The following is a 21,787-nucleotide window of genomic DNA, read 5'->3' on the forward strand; positions in this document are numbered from 1 at the left end:
TTGTAATTCCTTATTCGTTATTTCTAAAGATAAATATTTACAAATCTGTTCGATTAATTGATCGATATAGAAAATATCCATATCCATTTTATACGTTCCAGATTCAAATTTGGCCAAATGAAGCATATCAACAATTAACATATCCATCTTATCCACTTCTTTTGCCATTGCTTCAAAATAATAATCTTTTTTATGGCTTGCGACACCATCTTTTAAAATCGATATGCAGCTCTTCATAATACTCAAAGGTGTTTTCAGTTCATGTGATACACCAGCGATAAATTCTTTTCTTGTATTTTCTAATTGTTTTTCTTTTTCTATGTCTTGCTGAAGTTGATTAATATGTGAATGTAGTGTATTAGATAATGTATTAATATTAGACGATAAGGCACCAATTTCATCCTTCGATGTAATTGGAATCTTTTCTGAAAAGTCTAAGTTTGCCATCTTTTTTGTTGTATTGTTTATACGTAATAAAGGTTTTGCAATTCCTTTTGAATAATAAAATGAAGTGAACAAGACAAGTATCAATACAAATACAATAATATACATGTAATAGTCTTGTATCATTTGAACAGCTTCATCAACAGGCTGTAAAGATGTCATAACAAAAATATATGTCGTTGCTCCATCGTTTTCTTTTATCGGCTCAATTAATAGTTTATATTTTATATCATTTTGCATATAGTCAAGAATTTTTGTAGAATTACTCCTCATATCGTTCTTTTCATTAAATAATAAATTTACTTGGAAAGCTTGGATTCTTTCCATAAAAAGACGATTTGTATAATTAATATTAGATGATAGATTTTCTTCCGGAATTTGCACTTTTTGAAGGGTTCCAGAAATAAATGTTTTTGAAGATGCCAAGTTTATATCTTGATCATCAATTTCATTTAATTTTTTATCAATTTGTTTATTTTCCCACGTTTCATCTCCATTATTCACCGATAATCTATACGGAATCAAAGCATGCTCTTTTTTTAATCCAGAAATAAAAACACGCTTTCCTAAAGTTAGGTCGAATTTTCTATCTGTAATATCCTCTATATCTATAAAAGTATCTAAAGGAATTCTGATCATCTGATTTCTAAATTCCTTATCCTCAGAGTAATCTACTTTTACTTCAATATAAAAATCGTTCACGTTCTTTAAATTTCCATTGCTACCCAATAATGCAATATACGCGCTATTCTCTTTGTAAAAATCTTGAGTAAGTTTTTGAATTAATTGTAGATTTCCTTGCTTATTTAAGTACTCTTTCTTAAATGATTGCATACTTGTTTTTATTTCATTTATCTTCTGATTTTCATAATACTGTTTAAAGAATATGGTTTGTCCAATAAAAATAGTTGCTAAAATCAACATGCATAAAGCTGTTGTTAATACAAATAATTTTAAAACAATTCCTTTTTTCATATGTCTCCCTCAAATTTATAGCCAGCTCTTACCACTGTTACAATATGATTTACCTTTTTTCCTAATTTATGACTTAAATTTCGAATATGACTATTGATGGTGCGATTATCCCCAGTAAATTCATAACCCCATATTTTAGTAATCAGTTGTTCTCTCGTAATAACAATCCCCTGATTTTGCATTAAATATGTTAATATTTTAAACTCCGTGTGTGTCAAACTTATAGCTTTCTTATCTAAAGTTACGGTACGTGAAGGAAAATGTATATAGATACTACTACTCATTAATGTATCTTCATTAGTTACGCTAATGAATGAAGAGTATCGACGTTCAATTAATCGCTTTGCTCTTGCTAATAAAATAGGTGGGCTATACGGCTTTGTAACATAATCATCTGCTCTTAGTTCAAATCCATATAATGTATCATCTTCTTCCACACGAGCTGTTAGCATAATAATTGATACATCAGATGTCTTACGAATTCGTTGACAAACTGACCAATCATCTAATTCTGGCAACATAATATCTAGAATGATTAAATGTACCTCATGTTCTTCAAATATAGCTAATGCTTCTTTTCCATCTGTTGCCTCTAGTACCTCATATCCCTCATTTAGTAAACAATCTTTCACGATCTCACGTAAAATATCTTCATCTTCCACAATCAAAATTTTTCTTTGCATGTTGTATATCGCTCATAATTTAGATGATTATTATAGAATAAATAATTCTTGTATATTTTAGCTAATAAAATTTTTTTACTATTTCTATTACTCATAAACTTAACACAACCATATACAGAGAATACCATAATGATGTAAAGATAAGATGCAGAGAGGTTTATAAAATCTATTTTAATAGGCGGGACATTCCAGGGTACAAAATTTATGATAATGGCTATTTAGACAAGAAAGTCTAAACTTTCATTTTTGGAACTTGATTGGGACAAGAAAATCCAAACAAAAATTTTATAGATTTACAGAGCTTAATATATGTAATCTCGTGTGAGCGTATAGGTTGAAATACTACGTTACTTTTATTTATAAAGAAAAGACACCCTAAGATGCCTTTCTACTCTGTAACAAATTTAAATACATGGTACATAAAAAATAGACAAGATAGATATGCTAGTCTGCTAGCAATCGATTATCTTATAATTGACAAGCGATGCTAAGAGTAAAGGTATAAACAGTACCATAGCAAGTTTGATTGCTATGTCATTAATTGCTAGAGTGAACTACCCGCCACTTAACGTCCTAACGGACTGTTTGAAGTGGGGGCTTCTCGGTTAGTCGTTACTTTTGGTAGCTAACGAATTCGTCCTAAGACAGCCGAGCTAACTCCCTTGTTCCAAGGGTTATTTTATTGCTATCTATGCTAACGCCAATAGGCGTATTGCGTCATTTTTGATATTGATAGCTGCGTTATAATCTCTATCGAGATTTACACCGCATATACAAGAATAGACTCGCTCAGACAATGACATATTTTTCACATTTCCACAACTGCTACATGTTTTTGTGGAAGGAAACCATTTGTCTATTTTCACAAGCTGTTTGCCTTGCTCATTTAGTTTATAAGCTAAGAAAGAAGTGAACATACTCCAAGCATTATCAGCGACACTTTTTCCAAAATGAAGTGCTTGCGATATTCCCTTCATATTTAGATCTTCAATAGCTACAACATCAAAATGAGTAGCTAACTCTTTAGACTTATGATGAAGGAAGTTCTTACGTTGGTTTGCTACTTTTTCATGCAGCTTAGCTACACGGATACGTTGTTTATTCCAACGCCCTGAACCTTTTGTACGTCTTGATAATACTCGTTGAGCCTTTGCTAATCGGTCTAACATTTCACGATAGAACTTAGGATAATTGGCTCTCTCATCCTCAGAACTGACGTATAATTGATCCATCGCAAAGTCTAATCCAACAACTGTTTCTACTTCTTTTTGTACGATCTCTTTTTCGTATTCAGTCAAAATGGACACATAGTATTTACCAGTAGGTGTCATAGAAATCGTACATGACTTGATTATATGGTCTTGTGGTATTTCTCTATGCTGTTTGATACGTACCATTTTCAGTTTTGGCAATTTGATATGACCGTTAAGCAACATAATATTTCCGTTCACTACATTCGTTGTATAAGACTTTCTGTCTTTTTTGCTTTTGAATGTTGGGAAGTCATTTTGACCACGAAAGAAATTTTTATAAGCAGTTTGCAAGTTTAGTTGAGCATTTGCCAAAGCTAATGAATCAACTTCTTTTAACCACTCAAATTCTGCTTTGTATTTTGCAGGAGTGGGAAGCTTTTGTTTCTTTAGTTGAGCCTTATCATCTTTATGTTTTTCATACGCTTCTTTCCGTTCAGCTAACATTCTGTTATACACGAAACGTACACAACCGAAGGTTTTACACATAAGATGTGCTTGGTCTTCTGTTGGATACAAACGGAATTTATATGCTTTATTCTGCTTTGTCATATCATTTCACCTCACTTTTCACTTTGATTTTCAATATATGTTTTTACTACGTCTATTGGCGAATCACCAGTAGTTAGCAAGCAAAAACTTCTTGACCAAAACATCTCTTTCCAAAGTTTCTTTTTCACTTGTGGAAAGTCTCTTTTAATAAGTCGAGAACTTGCACTTTTATAAGCATTGATGAATTTTGTCATTTCTGTATTAGGGTGTGCCTTGAACAAAATATGAACATGGTCTACATCATGATTCCATTCAACTAATGTGATGTTAAAGTTTTCAGATAGTCGAACAAACATATCTTTTGCATAGTCTGACATATCATCATCAAACACATTTCTTCTGTATTTCACGACCAACACAAGGTGATAATACAACAAGAATACTGAATGGTTATTGCTATCTAATTTCATTTATATACCAGCCTTTATAATTTGTAAGACTGATTATATCAGAGGCAAAATAAAAAGAAAAACCTTTTGGCTACGCCCTTCACATGTTTGAGGAAGGAGAATTCTTTCGGGAAATTCGTTAAAATGTAAGACTCGATTAAAAATTGCATTAATATTTTTCGCGCGTTGCACCAAGTGCTTTACGAATACCAATTTCACGCGTACGTTCCGTTACAGATACAAGCATAATATTCATAACACCAATACCGCCTACTAATAAAGAAATTCCTGCAATTCCGCCAAATACCATTTTTAACATATTCGTGGACTCGTTAATCATTTCAATCATTCAGAATGAATATCTTATTTTTGTGTTACTCTAGTAAAAATATAACCAAATGAGTCCAATGTATTACTCAATATTAATTTCTTCTAAGATTATAGATGGATTAACAACAAAGATAATGAAGTTTAAGTTTGTAGTATGTATTAGTATTCTATTCTTCGAGGTAGATGGAGTTCCAATATAAACAACATGATCGAGCTTATTATGAGGAACGTCATTCGTAGATATAGTAATAATATCTTTTAAAGGGATGGTAATCTCTGCTGATTGCCATGCAATCATTATACTATCTTGGGATTTTGTTATGCTAATTCTTGACATTTTAAATCAATCCTTTATTAGTTTTAGATAAATAATTAACCTATTTTCTAAATTTTTTAAATAAATACATATATTATAATATATGCATTTTAAGGATTTGTGCTTATGTATGCAAAATTACATGTACAAACTCCTTATTTCTATAAAAATACATAGCATAAATTGAAAATAAGATCCCCATAATTCCACCGATAAGCCCTAATATGTATTCTGTTGTTCTTCTCGAGATTACCCCCCTTAAAATATATAATTATTCTATTAAAAGTAAAATACAATTCATTTACTTTTATATTGATTTATAATTCTATGAAAGAAAAAGCGCTCTTTCGAGTGCTTCTTCTACTATTTCTTAAAAAATTATGCTTTTCCACTCTTAAAACATATTGTAAATAAATTATACTAACTACCCAAATTAAAATTGTATAAAGTTATAAAAGGTAATTATATTTAAAGAAATCTAGTTATTATTAACAAAGGAATTTTATATGAGTTAGTGTTAGCTAGCCTCTCTCTAAAATTTTATCAGGGTATTTATTTAGAGAAATATTGAATAATTCTTTAAGAATTTTCTGATATTCGTCTTCATTTATAGTTCGTTTGCTTTTTTTACCTTTCCTTGTTTCCGTAAAACTTTTTTTAGTAAGTGAAATATGTCCATCTTCAATTAATTTGCAGACAATGTATCCTTTATTAAAAGGTGATTCGGGGTGCTCCACAATAATATTTTGTATAGCATTTACTTTGTTAGAATCAATTTCATTTAATGAAAACGCAAACCCAGTACACCATGTATTAGTAGGTTCAGAATTAAGGAATTGAGCACTCTCCCCATTTTCTCCTTTTTTCATTTCAAGTAGGTAAGTTCCTTTTTCAGTATTCTGTTTACGAATACGATATTTTCCCGTTTGAGATGAGACGACTTCACCGCTAAATGGAACTGGGTGCAATGGAAGATGTGAGGCAAGTCCCCCATCTACAATGTATTTTTGATTATTATAATTTAAAATAATAATTACATGTCCATCATCAGGTTTCCATTTATCACCACCTAAATCGTAGACTGTACCAGATATGCGATAGACATCAAATCCACAATCAAGTAAAAAATAATATAATAGTGTATTAAGCTCGTAACATAGTCCTCCGCGTTGAGTTAGTAGTAATTTTTCTTGAACATTTTTTCTAGTAATTTTCCGAACATTTTTTTCCATAACGTCTAAATTTTCATAAGGTATTACATATGCCATTTGCTGAAGAATTTCATGTAAATTTTCAAAGTTTACATCTTTTTTCGGAGTTATCTGTAGCCGTGAGAAAAAATTTTTTTGCAAATCAGTTAACATTGTATATAACCTCCCATTTATAGAAAATTTAACCATCACAAATAATGATACACTAAATAAATATATAATCAAGTGTAATAAAATCAAATCATGTTATTTTACGGATTGTTTTTCCATAAGAAGCCTCACCATATCAAAAAATGAAAATTGTAAGCTTAGACATAATTCGAGCAAACTTTCATCTTCTATTGATATTCTTCTTATTTACAGAGCAATTAACTTTTGCTAGTTACTTTTTTATTTTCTGGAAAAATATACTTATTTATCCCTTTTCTTATATAGTATCTTTAATAATCATCTATGAAAAAGGCGAAAACAATACTATTGGTTTTATCTACCCTTGTTGTTCAATACAGCAATGGTATCCCTGATAGAGTTTTATATTACTTAAATATGAGGTTAAAAATTAATTTTAAAAGAAAAGAGAACCCATATAGGCTCTCTTTTCTTGGCATACTTACAACATAGGGAATGTTGAGACAACTCTTTCAAAACTTTATTAGGGGAAAGTTTTAAAAAATGTACTCACATTTATTTTTACATATATGGAATATAAAGTAAATTGATATAAAATTTTCTAATCATTTGTAATTTTCTGCAATTTATTACAACCCTTGTCTTACAAGAAGGTACTACCATATTGCTATTAAGCTAAAAAAAATACCCCAAAACAAAAAACGTCTTCCTTCTATCTAAATGGAGATGAAATACAGACCATGTCCTATTTTTCAGGGGTAAAATGAGGAATAAATTTGTACATAACAAGTACGTTAATGATAGTAAGAGCTTTCTCATTTACAGTACCTGTAGCATGTGGAGATAATGGTGCCCCAAAGGAATATACTGAAGCAAATTTTGAAGATGCAAAAGGCGGTAACACAAAACATATAAAAAAGTACAGGTCTTTAATTGATAAAGGACCTGCACTTTTTAATTATTCGTGATATCACATGCATTTTGTAAAAAATAAGCTTTTCTTTCTGTAGAATTATCGGAAAGGGTAACGTTATTTTAGGATTACAATTTCGCTTTAGTTAAATGCCGATGGATAAAGAAGCCCTATAAAAAATTTAATATTATAATCAAAACAAAGGAATCCCTTATAATAAGGGATTCCTTTGTTTTGATTATATAGTTACCTATTTTCAATTTCCAAGTAGCCAATTTATATAGTATATTTATAGGTTACCTAGGATAAATTATAATATTATTTGAAATTAGTTTTCCTATAGGCTGTGTATGAGCGGCATCTTTGTACAATTGAACTATAATAACTGTAGTTTCTTTTTCGTGAACATTACCTATTTTTAGTTGTTTTATTGGAGTTTTTGAAGAAAAACTTCCAACAGTTGTATCATGTGCTACAGACTCTAGGCCTCTATCTGTTAAAGCCGCATCATAATACATTTTACTACAATTTCCTTCTGCCTCTAACTGCATGCCTACGGTTTTATTATTGGACTTATATTCAGTTTGATCAGTATTCACCCTAGCTTTACAATTGTTACCTGCAGCTGTCACTTTATACCATCCTCCCGATGCAGCTTCAGCATTTCCAGATGTAATGAAAATACAACCAAACATAAAACTCAATCCCATTAAAACTTTCATATAATGTTTCATAAATTTACCCTCTTTCTATTTGTTTATATAAACATTAGCATATCAATTCGGCATTTGGTTGTATTTCCTATATTTATCAATTACTTACAGAAAATTGCGTTAATGGTAATGTTTCTTTGTTGTTGTAACTGCTTTATGTAGTGACAACAACAAAAAACACTAACTTCATGCGTTATCAAGACCTAAATCCATAAAAAACCTAAAATATAAAGATCCTAACATATTATATATGACTAATAAGTTAGGATCTTTTATTTTTGTTAATAAGTTTTGAAACTAAATTTGAATAGTGTTTCTTTCTATTTGGGTAGGGTTTCATTATCCTTTTGATGTTGCAATAGGAGCTTTAATAGGATGTGTTTCAGCGTTATTTTCGTATTGGTTAGTATCGAAGTTTTCTTTTAACAAGCAATTACCTACTCTATATGAAAGAGTAGAGAAACACGCTTAACCATCCAAAAACAAATCAAAGGGATTTTGAGTATACAAGTATAAAAGTTAGCGTGAAAGCTCTAGATGCTGACAACCTATATATGGAATGTATTCATGTTACAGCAGCTGCTTTCTTAGCACATATGCTGAAAGCTCACGCATAATCTCTTACTCTTAAGTTGATGGGCATGTATGGTGACCCCTAACAAAAGAATTAACTAAAACAAACAATTCTTTTCATTAAGAGAAAAAATACAGTTTTATATTAAGACCAAGCCCATTGATCTTCATTTAATGTTGAAATCTTCTACTCATTAACTTTTTCAATTTCATCTGTTATTGACCATACATTACTTCTTTCAGCGCTTGCCATATGTACTTTAACTTTGTCACTTACATTAAATTTCTGTCCTTGTGTCAAATAAACCGTAACATCACGTTTACTTCCATCTTTTCCAGTATATTGAACATTCACATAATCAGATTCTTCTGTTCCATATTTAAACTTATCTACTTTTGTAATATGTCCTATTTCATATTCATATGCAAAAACATGTTCTAAATACCTTCCCTGATGCAATGTATCAGTACCTTGAACTTTTTCAACAGACTTTGCAACCATAAATTCAGTGAAATTACGCATCATTTTACCAGTAGCTTTTACTTGATCACCAACTTTTATATTAGGTGTAGAGTTTAAATAAATACTAATAGGCTCTGAATACATTGTTGATTCAACAGAGATAACATTATTAGAAATCTCAACTACACGCCCCTCAATTGTTGATAGATTTGATTCAATAGAAGCTGCACTCGCTTTTGTTGCTTCTAATCCTGGTAAATTTGTACCTGCAAGAGCTGCAATTCCTAATGCACCCGCTAAAATAACTTTTTTCATACCCATTTTATAACATCTCCATTCTTGTTGTATTAAATGTACACTTAGGTCTAATAAATACTTAATTTATTATATCGTTCAACCTGTAATCATTATAGTTACGGCGAGGATAATTATCAACTATGAATTTAATGTAATTTTTCATAATTTTATATTTGTATATTAGTATTAAAAGTTATAAAAACCCAATGTAAACTTTTTATTATTTATTGTATAAATAGCATGAAATTAAAAGTGTATTAAGGTGAAAAAAGGTATTTTTTTAAACAAAAAGCTTAGTTTTTACTAGGCTTTTTGTTTAACTTATTTATATTCTATATGGGTTAGCACCACATACCCATCAAGCTAACATTTTGAAGTGCCCCCAAAACGAAAATTTCATCTTTTTATAGGTGTCCATGAGGATTTAGTTCATTTTTTTCGTTTTGGGGAACATTTAATTTCTTAAGTTGATGGCAATGGGGTAGCACCAATTTTACAAAGTATCCACTTTGGTGTCTCCGTTTAAAAAAGTACCCATTTTCTTGTCTCGATATGTGGACAGAAAAATGGATACTAAATGAACTTCCTCCGTTGATAACGCAGCATTTTACACTATAAAATTAGTTCCTACTTTCATGTCTTTTTACATGTAAATGTAGAAAGACATGAAAATGGATACTTTTTAGACACGAAAGTAGATACTTCATGAATATCTTTCGTTACTAATATAAATTCCAAATGAATTTTCAATTCACATTTAATTAGGTTTTGCTGAAATGCAAAAAAAGAGAGCAAAACTCTCTTTTTCATTTAATCAATATTATTTTTTAATAATTAAATAATAAAAAATAGCCAGTTAAAAGAGCGTGTTGTTATATATTTAGCTAAACACACTCTTACAAATATTTAAACCCTATATTAATTTCTTATTCCATTCATTTAACTTATTCATCCTTTTTTATATTCGGTTATAAGCTTCAAATTCATAACCTTTTTATTTTAATCATTTTATAATCTGTGAGTTGCTACCATCCTGCACTTGCATTCATACCAGATCCCACAAAAGTAATAAATAACGGCCATAATAACGGCCATAACGTAAGAAGTATATTTACAAGTATAAGTATACTATATATCCCAGGGAAATTATGATTTTTACAATTTACCAATACTAAAATCACTAATAAAATTATGGGTATTAAATATAAAAATAGCATTATAAACCAATACCATGTCATTAAAGTAAGACTCAATGGTCCTAATATCATGTGTACAACTCCGAATGATATTCCTAATGCCCCAAAACTAAAGGTTGTAATTATTGTTTTTACAAGCACCTTAGCGAATTTTGAGTCGTACGTTTTTCTGCTATATAGACCTATCACAATGTACAACGATAGATAGGCCATTAATACACCTATCCAAGTCAATAACCAGTCTGCATCTAACATAAAGAAGACAAACAGCGACCAACACACCCCTACTATTGAAAAAACAAGGGAAATAATTATATTTTTTAAAACTGGTTTCATGTTCATTTCACATCCTTTAAAAACTTAAGAATACATTATTAGCTTATATTCTTTTTTTTCTACCGCTTTACTATTGTCTGTTGTATATTCAATAACAGTAATCCCTTTACTTCTAAGTAGATTCTTTTTCCACGTTTTCGCATCAGTTGACATATGGACAGTTACATTGAATCCTAACTTTACAGTCATAATTCCAATGCTTAACCCTAAATTTCCGGTCGAACCTACTGCAATTGAATAATTTGAAAAGAATGTTCTAAACATGTCACTATCTAATACGGAATAATCATCTTGTTTAGTTAATAAATGATCTTTCAAAGCTAAATCTTTGGCGTGTTTTAATACCTCATATACTCCGCCTCTTGTGTTTCAGAAAAAACTTTTGCATTATTATGGAGCAAATCGTTTTATTTGGATTAAGCCAAATAACTTCCGCAGTTTCAATTAATTTTTGAATCAATGGAAATCTCTTTTTCAACTTCTCTTTTGTTTCTATAGAAATTTCACTTATTCATAAACCCCCTTCAAAATATAATTGACCTATTTCAATTATTTTCGTCGTATTTAATATTCTTACAATGACATAAACGTTTGAAAATTAATCATAATTTATTATAATTAAGTATATATTAACAAGTTTTTAAGTATAAGTAAATAAAATTAATTTTAATTTAATTAATTTTACTAATTTAAAGGGGATTATGTATATGAACAATATTAATGTTGGTCAAAAAATTATGGCATTTAGAAAAGATGCAGGATTAACTAGTAAACGTTTAGCTGAATTAGCTGATATAACACCTTCCATGTTAAGTCAGATTGAGAAAGGGATTACGAATCCATCATTACAAACACTAAAGTTAATTTCTGTAGCATTAAATATTCCTTTATTTAATTTTTTCTTGGAAGATACCAATACAGAAGAATTAGTTGTAAGAGCGGATCAAAGAAAAAAAATGACTTTCCCTGAAAGCGGTAATGTTTCGTATGAGTTATTATCTCCTAATTTAGATGGATCACTGGAATTGGCTTTAATGAATCTGCTACCTCAAACCGCTTCATCTATGGAGCCTGTGGCACATAAAGGTGAAGAAATAGCATTTATTATGGAAGGACAAGTAAAACTATATGTAAATGATGAGGTTTTACTTCTTAATCAAGGTGATAGTGTTAAAATACCCCCATATGCAAAACATAAATGGGAAAACACTTCTTTACACAAAGTCACTGTTATATTTGGAGTAACCCCACCATCTTTTTAATTGTAAATACTAGCGCATGGAAAATTATTTACCTGACGTAGCTTTAAAACATTATCTAGAACAGCAGAGTCATAATTTAGAACATATTTATTTTTCCTTCCTGAACAATGTAAAGATTATTCCGACATGAAAAAGGGATTAACAATTCAAAATTGCAATTTACCGATCTGGTGTAATCTTAAAATACAAGGAACTGAAGAAGTAGCAGCAACTGCTGAAGGTAAAAAGAGTGTTGTAGATGGATTTGGCGAGCAGGTTTGGAAAGCCTTCCATAATGTGAAAACTTCAGAACAATTACTGTCTGAAGATGATAAGAATGAATTGAAAGACATAGCCCAAAAGATTGTTCAATTTGCATAGTTTTTATCAGTACGGAATTTGAAAATAAAAAAGACCTTGTAAGAATAAACTTTATCCTATAAAATGGACAGTTTAATAAAAAAGCCTTGAAAGGTCTTTTTTAGATAATGTAAAAAGGTGAAACAAACTATCTCATAATTCGAATCGGAGCAAACACTCTAACTACGGGTTGCCTTCATTATATACCAAATCCTAACATGTGAAGTTAAAATACCTGAAAATTATGTGAATTTATAGGAAGAAAATAAAACCCTGTTTATAATTCCTAAAAATCTCAATTGTTTATATTGCACAAAACACTTTAAAACAATATCTATGTCATAATAAATTATAAAAAGTTTGAGTATAGGTAAATAGAGAAGAATGGTGGATTCTTACTGAAGTATATATAATGATATTTAAGATTAATTAACTATAATAATATGAATTTCATTTTATAACTAAATATAATTTTAGAATATATGTTCATGGTGTTTTCTTCTCTTTTTTACTTATATGATTCAGAAGTTAGTTATGGGAAAATGAAACAAACATTTGTTTAAAATATTTTAGTTATGAAACAATGTTTGAGATATGAGAAGATGATTTACGGGGTCAATGGTCCGCTTTGTTAAATTATGCTTTTACTATATAAATTTTATATAACAAAGAAAAAGAACATATTTTTATAGGTGCTTAGGTAACAAGAGAAACTAAGGCCCTCTTGTCCACTATAAAAACATTTTGATTATTAATTCGCCAATTAGGGGTCATCATACATATCTATCAACTTAAGAATTTTATAACGTCCTAAAACAAAAGATTGTACATTTTCACCTGACATGTCAATTCTTTTATTTTGGGGTATTTACGTTTCTTAAGCTAATGGACATGAAAGGACTAGTAAAACCTAAGTATACAATAGTTCATCCGGAATTTTAAAGAAAGGGAATACTAATGATAAATTACTTGTCCCTGGCAGAAGCGATCTTACCTTATTATCGTAGTCAATTATTGATGCTCCCATTACGATACCCTTTTTCTGATAAAACAAAAAAACGGATACTCCCATCATAGGAGCATCCGCTATAAATATACTTCTATATGGTTAGTATTTTTCTACTCTAAAAAGTCCTAAAAAGAATCTACTATTAAATCCTCGATACCTCTTACCTTACTCTGAAAACTCCTAAAAGGGAGTTTTATTATTGATATTATTTTAAATAAAATACGTCTGTGTTAAACGTTCCTAAATATACAGCACCTGAAGATGTTGTTTTGTACGTATCAACTTTCAAACGATATTTACCCTTTTCATAAATGCCTACGCCATCATAATTGACTCTACCAATATCAATGTTCATTCCTACATATTCTCCAGGTACAAACCAAGAAATTAAAGGTTTGTTCACATTTTCCCACGTGCTATTTGCGCGCTGAATTTGTGGTTGTATACGAAGCTCAACTTCATAAGCTTTGTTGTCATTTTTAATTTTAATATTTACATATGAATCTGTATCAACATAATGATTTGCTTTTGTTGTATTTACGCTAGCTCCGTAACCTGAAGCCGCAGCTGCTTTTGATACGGGGTTAACTAATTCTAGAGTAGCTACACCTCCTAATGCGATTGCTGAAGCCAACATTGTCATACCCATTTTCTTTTTCCATGGTTTCATGTGAAATTCCTCCCAATTTTCAATTATTTTATCGTGTTAATTTTACTAACCCTGTGTACATTGTATCAATTGAACCAGTAGCATTTTCAACTTTCACACGGAAAGTACCTATTTCTGCGATTGATTCGCCATTGCCTGTTGAAACAATAATTTCTTCATTTGTACAAGCTGGTAACATAGACCCCCCTTCCAGATTCATTCCATTACGTCGAAATTAAGGTATTATTTCTCTTAAAATGTTATAAATTTCATTTTAAAATCCCATTATAATAATATTAATTTTCTCTCTTCTTTGCATATTACAACATGGAGAATACAGAGACGACTCTTTCAAAACTTTATTAGGGGAAAGTTTAAAAAAATGAAATTATAATAATTTTTACATAAATGTAATATGTAGTAAATTGATATAATTAATACTAACTATTCTTAACATTTAATAATCTTATCCTTTGCCCTACAAGGGGTACGAAAACGATTCTGGGTATGAGGGACCACTCTGGGATTTAATTACAAACCAAAAAAGGCATACCACCAACATTTTAACGAAAATATATGCTAAGCAAAAATACAATAAGCTGTCCATATGGACAGCCTATTTACATAATTTTCGATATAGGAAGTAAATATGACACCTTTGTTCAAGTATCTATCCCTTTAAAATAAAGGGCTATTTTTTGTACGTGTTTTTAATCATAAAAAAATATTTTGTCAAAAATACTTTACGAATTGTAAGAAATAAATTACAATCATTTCAAGAGGTGGTACTATTGTTACATAATAAAATTGTAGTTTGTCGAGCAGAAAGAGGTTGGTCTCAAGAGGAACTGGCAAAAAAAGTGGGGGTTAGTCGTCAAACTATCGCTACTCTTGAAAAAAATAAATATAATCCCTCTTTAATTCTTGCTTTTAAAATTGCAAATGTATTTGGAAAGTCAATAACTGACGTATTTGATTATCAGGAGGAGTGAGACATATGTTGTGGTTAAAATCTTTATCTTTAGTTTTAATATTTATCAGTCAGATGTATGTAATAAAATTTCAATCAAGCGATGAAGCAAAAGATGAAAGAGGGAGAGAAATTCAATATAAAACAAATAATATGTTGTACAACATATTATATTTAGGTATCATTGCCATTATTATTTTTCAATTGATAGATATTGTTCCTTTAGAATTTATACCTGATTTATTGTTATATTTTGTACTTTTATTAAGTGTGTTAGGTAGTATTTTGATATTTATCAATAGAAACAAGGAAAATTACTAATATAAGTTAGGTTTTTTATTAGACGATTGAACAAAGAATCATGTATATCATATACATGACTGGTTAACATAACGTCTCATTATCAGTAGCAAAGAAAAAGGCGTCCCCTTACTCCCACAAGGGATTCGCCTTTTTCTTTTTCTATGACCCTATGCATCTTTTTATACATTCCTATTCTGGAGCACCTTTTGGCTTCCCTATGTCTCCCTATTTTTCGCATAAAATCTTGGATACTCTTAGCGTGGGGTTTTTCCGAAATGCTGGCGGTACCCCTTTATAAAAGTTACAATTGTCTTTTTTATTACTCTTACATCATATTTGATATATTTTATTGCTCTTTGTCTTGCTTCTCAATAATAAATTTTGAAACTAATGCGGACAATGCTTCTACTTTTTCTTTTATTTTGTTAGATTGATTTGATATCTCCTCGATTGATGCTGCTTGTGATTGGATTGACTGTACAGTTTGAGTTGTTTCCTTAGCTACTTGTGTTGCAGTTTCAGAAACACTCGACATAGAGGCATTGACTTCTTCTGTACCGGCAGACATTTCTTCTGTCGCTGCAGATACTTCTTGAATTTGGCTAGTGATTTTATTAATAGCCATCATAATAGCTGCGAATGCTTGATCTGCTTTATTAGCAGTTTCTTTTCCTTCCGATGCTTTTTGTTGGCCTTTTTGCATTGCATCAACTGTATCTTTTGTATCTTGTTGAATGGATTGTATTAAATGATTGATTTCATATGCGGATGTTTTAGACTGCTCAGCTAAATTTCCTACTTCTTTTGCTACTACTGCAAATCCTTTTCCATTTTCTCCAGCACGTGCAGCTTCAATTGATGCGTTTAAGGCAAGAAGATTTGTTTGTTCAGCAATATTAGTGATTGCATCCAAAGCTTTATCTATTTGTTGCGTACGTGTAACAAGCCTCTCAATTACTTTAGAAGTTTCTTCAACAACTTCATGAATACTATTCATTTGAAGTATAGATTGTTTTATCACTTCACTACCAGAATTGACTTGTTCTGTTGTTGTGACAGCCACTTCTGTAACCGTTGCTGAAGATTCAGCTACTGTTTGAACTCCAGTCGCAATTTCTTCCATTGATGATGAACTTTCTTGAATACTAGTAACTTGACCTTCTATTTTTTTATCGACCTCAGAAATAGTTTGAACAACCTCTCTTGATATATGAGATGCTCGTTTTGTATCTTGCAACATCCCATCAGTAGAAGAAATAACCTCTTGTGTTGTGATTTTTACTTCTCCAATTAATCGTTGCAAGTTATCCAGCATACTATTAAAAGACTTCACAATACTTCCCAATTCATTATTTGATTTATAAGAAGTACGTATAGTTAAGTCACCTTCAGATACTCGCTCCATATCCCTTTGTAATAATACAATTGGTTGTTTAATAGCACTTTTAATGACATAACCAATAAAAATAACGATTGTAATTGCTATAATGGAGATACTAACAAACAGGATTAGAGTATTTGTTGCACTGGCTGTATTATTTTTTTGTAATTGATCTGCATTATTATTATTAAATTGGATAAGTTCACGAATTGCCTGAATTGACTTTTTCATATTAGGATCAACCTCTTTTAGGTAATAAGCATATGCTTCTTCATTATTAGATTGTCCTAAATCTTGCACTTTTTTTAGCTGTGTTCTTAAGTCTTTAAATATCGTATAAAATGTGTTATACAATTCCTTTTCTCTATTAGAACTAACTCTTGTCTCAAACTTCTTTAATAACTGATCAGTTTCTGTACGAGCTACATCTATTTCTGTTAAAAGTTCTTTTATTCGTTTTTCATCTTTTGATAGGATTGTTTCCTTTACATTCATATTGATAAGATAAAAATTAGACTCTATAGCTCCTATCCACTGAATTGGTAATAAACTATCTTCATACATAGTAGTAGAAGCATGCTCCCCTTTTTTAAGACCCCAAAATCCTAGTATAGATAATATTATACAAGCGACACTTGATATTATTACTAATACGTTTAATGTTGTCCCGATTCTAGTATTGTTTAAAAATGACAATTAAATCCACCTCGTTGTTATATAATCTTATTGAGTAATTAATATATAACAATAATCGGCAAAAGGCGACAATTCTATTAATATCCGTATATACTGATATTAAATTAATCATTAAAATAAAATGCATATTTCAAAACTGATTAAATAGAAAAATAATTTGTAATATAATTTGTAATATAATGAATACGTCTATAATTTGTTTTAATTCATTTAAAAAGGCAATTTCTTAACAAAGGGCATTGCCTATCTTTTTATAAGTTAATAATAGATTTCTTTTATAAGGGGTCCCGCCACATCGCTATCAAGCTAAGGTATGGTATCCCGATCTTGTTGGCTACATGCTTGATATTTTGTTTGTTGTTAAAAATACGTATTCCAAATAAACCTTGATAAGATGTGATTTTAAAGGTTATGCAGAAAAGCTTTATCTATTATTTTTCTGAACCTGTTTATTTTTGTATTTCAACAATAAAGATAAAAGCCCTCCTTTAATTAGGAGGGCTTTTATCTTTCATATAAGTGAATCCGATTTTATGATTTTAAAAATGAATGTCGTCTGTTATACCCCAATATAACGCTGACTAATCAGAGCATGCTCTGACTTTATTATTATACTAATGTATATAACGGAAATCAATACTATAATAATAGGTAGATTTCCCCTACTCTTCTTCGTTTTTATGACTCCTATATTATAAAAGTGATATATAAAAATACACAGTTTTATAATTTTAATTATTATATACTTATACAAGTGATTTAGCTCTTTTTACGAGTTGAAATTAAGTTATATAAGGAGCGGTTTGAATGAAGAACAAATTTACGCGTATGATCATGTTAATGGTGGTAATGGCTGTATCAGTTACGGCACTTACAGCATGTGGAAATAATCGTAATCCCGAAGAAGTTGCTACAGCGTATTTTGAAGATGCAAAAGACGGAAATGCAAAAGATTTTGGAGAGCTATTTACTCCAGAAGCAAAAAAAATAGTTGGTTTTATTGGCGGAAATGCAGAACTAATGAAATCAATTAATGAAGATCTTAAAAGCTATAAGATTAGAAAAGTTGAAGAGAAAAACGAGATCGCTACAGTAACTGTTGATGCTGTTTATAAAAAAGATTCTAAAAACGATTATAAAAAAGTAATCGTAATTGAACTAGAAAAAATGGACGAAGGTTGGAAAATTAGTAAATCATAGAAACAACGGTCTAATATATAGGCCGTTGTTTCTATTTTTGAACATTTGAATTCACAGTTATTTAAAATATGTAATGCATTCCTGTATGCAGAGGAATTTGCTTGAAGTGATTTTCCTTTTGTAAGACCTGTAACAGCTACTACTTTACCTACTTGATCAACTTTATCCAGCCCTTTGCTACCAGTAAAACCTGAGAGTAGCGAGGTGATCGCATAAGCTGCATAATTTTCTCTGCTTTTTAAATCCCCATCCATAAGTCATTCATGAATGAATCGGATAGAGCATTCCATGCAACAGGAATAGTTTACAATCGCACCTCCGGTGTTTTTGCTCAAATCCCCGAAATAGGGGAATTAGCTATTAATTTTATTATGAATTAATCTTATTCCCCTCGAGGATGGGCAAAGTTATCCTAAATAGATTTTCTGGTTATAAAATAAAACAGGCTCCATAAAGGAGCCATCTTATCATTTACATATTATCCTACTTTTTTTCTGCTTTGTAATTCCATGCTATTTCTACTACTTCTTCGGGAGTCAATTCTTCATCATTCCAGAAAATTAAATCACTTGGAGCAGGGTGAGGTACACCAGAGTTATTAAATTGATGAACATAGTTACTGTGTTCATCTTCAGGTAAATCAAGATCATAAATTTTTTTTACAAGCTCAAGCAGTTCTGTTTTCGTCATTTTACATGTCATATTTTTCATCCTTCCATTCAATTTATAGCCCTTTGTACCCGAAATGGTATGCCGGATCTAAAACGTTTTGATGCATTTTAGGAGATACAATTATTAGATTATCAAGATTATAGACATCTCCACCTTTATCAATAGGCTGTTTATGATGTAGTATATATTTATTATGGTTACCATAATGTTCTGTTCTTGGTGAGTAAGGTGCCTTACCTTTTTTCATAAGTTTTATATTCATAGGACTAAATTCTTTAGCATAGCTCGAATCAGAAAGTGTTTTCCAAAATTCCTCTCTAAAATCGTCAAAAGATTTGAATTCTCTTCCTGCTAATTTTTCTCGAACTTCTTGTGGAATAATACCAATAGCGCCATCATTATACATTAACTTCTTTTGGGTACCTAAACTTCGTTCAAGATTAAAACTTGAGGTCACTGTACCTGGTGTCTTTCTTTTTACTGCACTTGAAGTTTTTGCAAACATATATGTATCTAATGGTTTAATAGTATCAACTTTATAATCTATCTTACCATAAGCGAGAGCTGGTTCTAAACGATTTTCTAACTGAAACTTGGACATAGATGACAAATTTTTTCTCTATCTCGCACTATTACCTACGGCACCGGCACCTCTTGTGACAAGTCCAAAGAACGCTAAATTAGTCGCTCCGTATGCTACTGATTCTGTGATACTTTCTCCATCTCCATATTCTATGTTCTTTACATACCAATCTGATAAAACATTTCGTATTGCATACAGTTCTTGGATTTCCTCGTTCCACTCATGTTTTAATGTTCCGATAGGATCATTCCACAGATCGCCAATAAACTCGTATGTATCTTTAGCTTTCTCTTTTTTGTCATTAACATAACTCTCCACAAAGTCCGTAAGTCCATATTTTGCTTCTTCCAATGCATCTATTGGATCATCAACTAAGTGTCCAAAAAAGTCTAATGCTTGATTCCCTGCTTTTTTAAGTGGATCAATCAAAGTATCACCTGCCGCTCTCCCGCTTCCTCGCTGAAAGGCGTCCCATAGCTTGCCCATTTGATTAAACTCCCTAAACGCTTTCTCATCCGCTTCACGGAATGTTTTCGCAGTTTTCTTTACTTCGAGTTCGGTATGTTGCAAATGCTTAATTAAATCATCCATACTCTTCTTTTTCGAGAAAAATTCATCGTAAAATCGTTGATGCGCCACCCCTTCCCAAGACATCTATAATTCGAACGTGACTTGTAAAAGCTCTCGAATTACTCTTTCCATAGCCTCTCTATTTCGTGACATGGAATTCGCAGCTGCTTCTAATTTATCTGGATCAACACGTACTTGTCCCAATTAATATCCTCCCTCCACCTATATGTATAAAACTTCTAGTACAAGTATAGAAAATTCATAGGGGGGTACAGACATGATTCGTAAATGTGTACTTTTTACATGATGTATAAATTTCTAATGAATTCTATACTTTAAACATCGCTATATCAGTTTCGAATTTTCTTTCTATTCACAGTATACTAAAATAAGGGAGACGTATCTCGTTATTTTAGTATACTGTGAATAGAATTAGGCTTTTGTAATTTACTCCACATATTCTTTGAATGAAATCATAATTGCTTGTTTATTGACCAAAAAATAAATATATGGTATGTTTACTGTAGATTAGATATATATTGAATGCATATTTAATGTATATAAAGTATAGCACTTAACTAAATTGCATAAACTAAAAAGACAGGATGCTGGAAACATCCCGTCCAATATGTAACTGCCGCTGTAAGGTGGTTGGTTGCAAGTTTTTAGTTATTTTCTTTTTGAACCACCTTTTGTCTTGCCGGACGCGGTGGTTCTTTTACGTTTATTATTACTTTTAACTAACTTATTTGCATAAGCAGTTGCATAAGTTGTTACGAATACTGTTATGAATAGCTTCGTAGCATCTTGTAATAATTGAAGTAAAAAATCCATATCGGTTACACCTCCTTTCCCTCTTTAATTAAGAGAAAGAAAGGGTGCAACCTCCCACCGCACGTCTTCAGTTACTATCTACATTATACCATAACCCCTACTGTATTAGGATATTATTAAATTAACCCTTTTAATTTTGATAGTAGCTTTAAATTTGAAAAAGAAGTTTCTTAGTATGTAGACTAATATCTAATATTAATTAGTTTACTATAATATGAATATGTATACTTAAAGTTTTCTTTTTCGTAATTTATTTTCTATGTTTTATATCAAATTACTTTCTTCTATTGAACGCCTCTCATACTATTAAGTAAACAATACCTTATTTTCCAAAAATATCAATATTATAGATTGTGAAACTTTTTCTCTTATAATCAGTTCCTTTTTTTGTAATAACAGCAATTTTGACTGAACAAACAAAAAAACGACCTCTCAAATTCGCTTGTAAACGTCATTGGTGTTTCAGGTAATGCAATTAGACCTGATAGTTTATAAATTTCTTAAAAACAAAAATAGACCCCTTAGAACGTTTTTGTTTTTTTAGGGGTC

General features: G+C 30.6%; 21 protein-coding genes and 5 pseudogenes. 7 read left to right on the top strand and 19 right to left on the bottom strand.

Annotation, left to right across the window (positions count from 1 at the left end; all coding sequences use genetic code 11):
* From MR143_RS20530 to MR143_RS20555, 7 genes and pseudogenes are all read right to left on the bottom strand, one after another.
* On the bottom strand, positions 1-1,419 hold a 1,419-nt coding region (locus tag MR143_RS20530; RefSeq protein ID WP_242280901.1), incomplete at its 3' end, for a histidine kinase dimerization/phospho-acceptor domain-containing protein.
* The gene (locus tag MR143_RS20535; RefSeq protein ID WP_242280902.1) at positions 1,416-2,102 is read right to left on the bottom strand and encodes a response regulator transcription factor; all 687 of its coding nucleotides are present in this window, start codon (positions 2,100-2,102) and stop codon (positions 1,416-1,418) included. The genes MR143_RS20530 and MR143_RS20535, both read right to left, overlap by 4 nt.
* Positions 2,103-2,791: 689 nt before the next feature.
* Positions 2,792-3,904, bottom strand: a complete 1,113-nt coding sequence (locus MR143_RS20540; protein ID WP_242280903.1) for a transposase — start codon at positions 3,902-3,904, stop codon at positions 2,792-2,794.
* A gap of 11 nt (positions 3,905-3,915) precedes the next feature.
* On the bottom strand, positions 3,916-4,314 hold the full coding sequence (gene tnpA / locus MR143_RS20545; RefSeq protein WP_242280904.1) for an IS200/IS605 family transposase: 399 nt from the start codon (positions 4,312-4,314) through the stop codon (positions 3,916-3,918).
* Positions 4,315-4,430: 116 nt separating this feature from the next.
* Positions 4,431-4,597, bottom strand: a pseudogene (locus MR143_RS20550) (ABC transporter permease); the annotation flags it as partial.
* Between the two features lie 108 nt (positions 4,598-4,705).
* Entirely contained in the window at positions 4,706-4,960 is a 255-nt protein-coding gene (locus MR143_RS33245) for a SunI/YnzG family protein (protein ID WP_046956905.1), read from the bottom strand.
* A 500-nt stretch (positions 4,961-5,460) separates the two neighbouring features.
* On the bottom strand, positions 5,461-6,303 hold the full coding sequence (locus MR143_RS20555) for an arylamine N-acetyltransferase family protein (protein WP_242280905.1): 843 nt from the start codon (positions 6,301-6,303) through the stop codon (positions 5,461-5,463).
* 752 nt (positions 6,304-7,055) lie between these two features.
* On the opposite strand from MR143_RS20555, the gene MR143_RS20560 reads away from it, so the two are divergent.
* Positions 7,056-7,247 (top strand): hypothetical protein, encoded by a 192-nt coding sequence (locus tag MR143_RS20560; RefSeq protein WP_242280906.1) that lies wholly within the window; start codon positions 7,056-7,058, stop codon positions 7,245-7,247.
* 241 nt (positions 7,248-7,488) lie between these two features.
* Here the strand turns inward: MR143_RS20560 and MR143_RS20565 are convergent, their stop codons facing one another.
* Positions 7,489-7,926 carry a hypothetical protein gene (locus tag MR143_RS20565; RefSeq protein WP_242280907.1) on the bottom strand — a complete coding sequence of 146 codons (438 nt, stop codon included), beginning with the start codon at positions 7,924-7,926 and terminating at the stop codon, positions 7,489-7,491.
* 301 nt (positions 7,927-8,227) lie between these two features.
* Between MR143_RS20565 and MR143_RS20570 the strand changes: the two are divergent.
* Positions 8,228-8,377 (top strand): annotated as a pseudogene (locus MR143_RS20570) (undecaprenyl-diphosphatase); the annotation flags it as partial.
* Between the two features lie 288 nt (positions 8,378-8,665).
* Here MR143_RS20570 and MR143_RS20575 read toward each other — a convergent pair.
* From MR143_RS20575 to MR143_RS20585, 3 genes and pseudogenes are all read right to left on the bottom strand, one after another.
* A complete protein-coding gene (locus MR143_RS20575) occupies positions 8,666-9,262 on the bottom strand; it encodes a hypothetical protein (RefSeq protein ID WP_242280908.1) in 597 nt (198 codons plus the stop codon).
* A 1,001-nt stretch (positions 9,263-10,263) separates the two neighbouring features.
* Positions 10,264-10,770 (bottom strand): DUF3902 family protein, encoded by a 507-nt coding sequence (locus MR143_RS20580; RefSeq protein WP_000805737.1) that lies wholly within the window; start codon positions 10,768-10,770, stop codon positions 10,264-10,266.
* 54 nt (positions 10,771-10,824) lie between these two features.
* A pseudogene (locus tag MR143_RS20585) lies at positions 10,825-11,266 on the bottom strand (hypothetical protein); the annotation flags it as partial.
* 211 nt (positions 11,267-11,477) lie between these two features.
* Between MR143_RS20585 and MR143_RS20590 the strand changes: the two are divergent.
* Both MR143_RS20590 and MR143_RS20595 read left to right on the top strand, forming a co-directional pair.
* A complete protein-coding gene (locus MR143_RS20590) occupies positions 11,478-12,032 on the top strand; it encodes a helix-turn-helix domain-containing protein (RefSeq protein WP_103656298.1) in 555 nt (184 codons plus the stop codon).
* 126 nt (positions 12,033-12,158) lie between these two features.
* Positions 12,159-12,392 carry a hypothetical protein gene (locus MR143_RS20595; RefSeq protein WP_242280909.1) on the top strand — a complete coding sequence of 78 codons (234 nt, stop codon included), beginning with the start codon at positions 12,159-12,161 and terminating at the stop codon, positions 12,390-12,392.
* A gap of 1,193 nt (positions 12,393-13,585) precedes the next feature.
* Here the strand turns inward: MR143_RS20595 and MR143_RS20600 are convergent.
* Both MR143_RS20600 and MR143_RS20605 read right to left on the bottom strand, forming a co-directional pair.
* On the bottom strand, positions 13,586-14,050 hold the full coding sequence (locus tag MR143_RS20600; protein ID WP_131252113.1) for a DUF5065 domain-containing protein: 465 nt from the start codon (positions 14,048-14,050) through the stop codon (positions 13,586-13,588).
* A gap of 28 nt (positions 14,051-14,078) precedes the next feature.
* A complete protein-coding gene (locus MR143_RS20605; protein WP_165498065.1) occupies positions 14,079-14,228 on the bottom strand; it encodes a hypothetical protein in 150 nt (49 codons plus the stop codon).
* A 592-nt stretch (positions 14,229-14,820) separates the two neighbouring features.
* Between MR143_RS20605 and MR143_RS20610 the strand changes: the two genes are divergently transcribed.
* Positions 14,821-15,021, top strand: coding sequence for a helix-turn-helix transcriptional regulator (locus MR143_RS20610; protein ID WP_242280910.1), 201 nt, complete (start codon positions 14,821-14,823; stop codon positions 15,019-15,021).
* A 5-nt stretch (positions 15,022-15,026) separates the two neighbouring features.
* The gene (locus MR143_RS20615; protein WP_050845655.1) at positions 15,027-15,320 is read left to right on the top strand and encodes a hypothetical protein; all 294 of its coding nucleotides are present in this window, start codon (positions 15,027-15,029) and stop codon (positions 15,318-15,320) included.
* A 328-nt stretch (positions 15,321-15,648) separates the two neighbouring features.
* Here MR143_RS20615 and MR143_RS20620 read toward each other — a convergent pair whose 3' ends face one another.
* Complete coding sequence (locus tag MR143_RS20620) at positions 15,649-17,379, bottom strand: methyl-accepting chemotaxis protein (protein WP_242280911.1); 1,731 nt, start codon at positions 17,377-17,379, stop codon at positions 15,649-15,651.
* A gap of 807 nt (positions 17,380-18,186) precedes the next feature.
* Here MR143_RS20620 and MR143_RS20625 point away from each other — a divergent pair.
* On the top strand, positions 18,187-18,579 hold the full coding sequence (locus tag MR143_RS20625) for a nuclear transport factor 2 family protein (RefSeq protein WP_199697700.1): 393 nt from the start codon (positions 18,187-18,189) through the stop codon (positions 18,577-18,579).
* A gap of 44 nt (positions 18,580-18,623) precedes the next feature.
* Here the strand turns inward: MR143_RS20625 and MR143_RS20630 are convergent.
* The 5 genes and pseudogenes from MR143_RS20630 to MR143_RS20650 form a co-directional block, all read right to left on the bottom strand.
* Positions 18,624-18,883: pseudogene (locus MR143_RS20630) on the bottom strand (cytoplasmic protein); the annotation flags it as partial.
* Between the two features lie 179 nt (positions 18,884-19,062).
* Complete coding sequence (locus tag MR143_RS20635; RefSeq protein ID WP_199697699.1) at positions 19,063-19,281, bottom strand: bacteriocin immunity protein; 219 nt, start codon at positions 19,279-19,281, stop codon at positions 19,063-19,065.
* A gap of 22 nt (positions 19,282-19,303) precedes the next feature.
* Positions 19,304-19,759, bottom strand: a pseudogene (locus MR143_RS20640) (WXG100 family type VII secretion target); the annotation flags it as partial.
* A gap of 111 nt (positions 19,760-19,870) precedes the next feature.
* Positions 19,871-20,473: a WXG100 family type VII secretion target gene (locus MR143_RS20645; protein ID WP_242280913.1), complete on the bottom strand. Its 603-nt coding sequence runs from the start codon at positions 20,471-20,473 to the stop codon at positions 19,871-19,873.
* Positions 20,474-21,073: 600 nt separating this feature from the next.
* Entirely contained in the window at positions 21,074-21,238 is a 165-nt protein-coding gene (locus MR143_RS20650; RefSeq protein WP_000346798.1) for a hypothetical protein, read from the bottom strand.
* Positions 21,239-21,787 lie beyond the last annotated feature (549 nt).

This window comes from Bacillus cereus group sp. BfR-BA-01347 (assembly GCF_022663835.1).
In the GTDB taxonomy this organism is placed as follows: domain Bacteria; phylum Bacillota; class Bacilli; order Bacillales; family Bacillaceae_G; genus Bacillus_A; species Bacillus_A thuringiensis_K.

Coding starts and splice junctions, on each gene's coding strand:
- MR143_RS20535 (WP_242280902.1), bottom strand. CDS start 2,102: ATGCAAAGAAAAATTTTGATTGTGGAAGATGAAGATATTTTACGTGAG.
- MR143_RS20540 (WP_242280903.1), bottom strand. CDS start 3,904: ATGACAAAGCAGAATAAAGCATATAAATTCCGTTTGTATCCAACAGAA.
- tnpA (WP_242280904.1), bottom strand. CDS start 4,314: ATGAAATTAGATAGCAATAACCATTCAGTATTCTTGTTGTATTATCAC.
- MR143_RS33245 (WP_046956905.1), bottom strand. CDS start 4,960: ATGTCAAGAATTAGCATAACAAAATCCCAAGATAGTATAATGATTGCA.
- MR143_RS20555 (WP_242280905.1), bottom strand. CDS start 6,303: ATGTTAACTGATTTGCAAAAAAATTTTTTCTCACGGCTACAGATAACT.
- MR143_RS20565 (WP_242280907.1), bottom strand. CDS start 7,926: ATGAAACATTATATGAAAGTTTTAATGGGATTGAGTTTTATGTTTGGT.
- MR143_RS20575 (WP_242280908.1), bottom strand. CDS start 9,262: ATGGGTATGAAAAAAGTTATTTTAGCGGGTGCATTAGGAATTGCAGCT.
- MR143_RS20580 (WP_000805737.1), bottom strand. CDS start 10,770: ATGAAACCAGTTTTAAAAAATATAATTATTTCCCTTGTTTTTTCAATA.
- MR143_RS20590 (WP_103656298.1), top strand. CDS start 11,478: ATGAACAATATTAATGTTGGTCAAAAAATTATGGCATTTAGAAAAGAT.
- MR143_RS20595 (WP_242280909.1), top strand. CDS start 12,159: ATGAAAAAGGGATTAACAATTCAAAATTGCAATTTACCGATCTGGTGT.
- MR143_RS20600 (WP_131252113.1), bottom strand. CDS start 14,050: ATGAAACCATGGAAAAAGAAAATGGGTATGACAATGTTGGCTTCAGCA.
- MR143_RS20605 (WP_165498065.1), bottom strand. CDS start 14,228: ATGTTACCAGCTTGTACAAATGAAGAAATTATTGTTTCAACAGGCAAT.
- MR143_RS20615 (WP_050845655.1), top strand. CDS start 15,027: ATGTTGTGGTTAAAATCTTTATCTTTAGTTTTAATATTTATCAGTCAG.
- MR143_RS20625 (WP_199697700.1), top strand. CDS start 18,187: ATGAAGAACAAATTTACGCGTATGATCATGTTAATGGTGGTAATGGCT.
- MR143_RS20635 (WP_199697699.1), bottom strand. CDS start 19,281: ATGACATGTAAAATGACGAAAACAGAACTGCTTGAGCTTGTAAAAAAA.
- MR143_RS20650 (WP_000346798.1), bottom strand. CDS start 21,238: ATGGATTTTTTACTTCAATTATTACAAGATGCTACGAAGCTATTCATA.